General features: G+C 39.8%; 1 protein-coding gene. It reads right to left on the bottom strand.

Translation table 11 applies throughout. The features are described from left to right. Nucleotides 1-93: 93 nt before the first annotated feature. Nucleotides 94-555, bottom strand: a complete 462-nt coding sequence (locus R7Z50_RS25410) for a hypothetical protein (protein ID WP_005500350.1) — start codon at nucleotides 553-555, stop codon at nucleotides 94-96. Nucleotides 556-934: the final 379 nt, after the last annotated feature.

Genomic DNA, 934 nt, shown 5'->3' with positions numbered 1-934 from the left:
AAGATTAGCCCTAAAAGCAAAAGCCCTGCTCACCAATGAGCAGGGCTTTTTAGTTTGGCGAAACATCCGAAGCGGAAACAGGCAGAATCTCAACTAAACCTGCACCGCTTTAATATGCTTGATGATACTGGCGTAAAGTAAGGCATACCAAACGATGAATGGCAGAACATCGACGGACGAGCTCACCACAATGCCATCCTCAGGCATCACCGTCATGTAGTAGGCAAGCAAAAAGACAGATATCGGAATCAATAACGTACAAAACCGCACTGACACAACAAAGCTGATACTAAAGTATCGCCCAAGGAAATCCGTACCATGTTCTGAACCATTGGCCTTATACGCCCAGTACGTACCAAACAAGACAATCAGAATATAAGACACAGATTCGACAGCATCCCATACATTTTGTGGTTCGAGTGGCGAGATGGAAATAAGCTCAATACCAATAGTCACAAACGCTATGCTTAAAAACATATACAAGAACTTATCTTTTTCCGACAGTTTGTTGGCTCGAATATCGTTCTTCAGACTTTGTACATCCCAAAAATACATAGCGACTCCTTTAAGTATTGCTCGTCTTGAACTGAACACGCCGAGTGATACTTGCGCAATTAATTCATAGTAACTCGAAATATAAATTAAAAATCAAATAGATAGTCAAATCGACTAAAAATACTCTCGCACAAATGGGATGGTTTGTCTCTAAGAAATCTCTCGTTATAGGTACCGTCTTGAATTCAACAAGACCAATGTACCAAACCGATTTTTACAACGTAATTGGCAGTCAAAATCACTAACTTTCTAATTTATCTTTGAAGGGATAAGCAATACATTGCATTATAAGAAACCGCTTACCGCTATAGCACTAACTTACCGACCAAGGAGGGTCTGAAATGAAATTAGCACAGTTAAATATTGCGCTTGCCAAATA

Source organism: Vibrio sp. 1249-1 (assembly GCF_033340495.1).
This window is presented reverse-complemented; position numbering and strand designations above follow the sequence as displayed.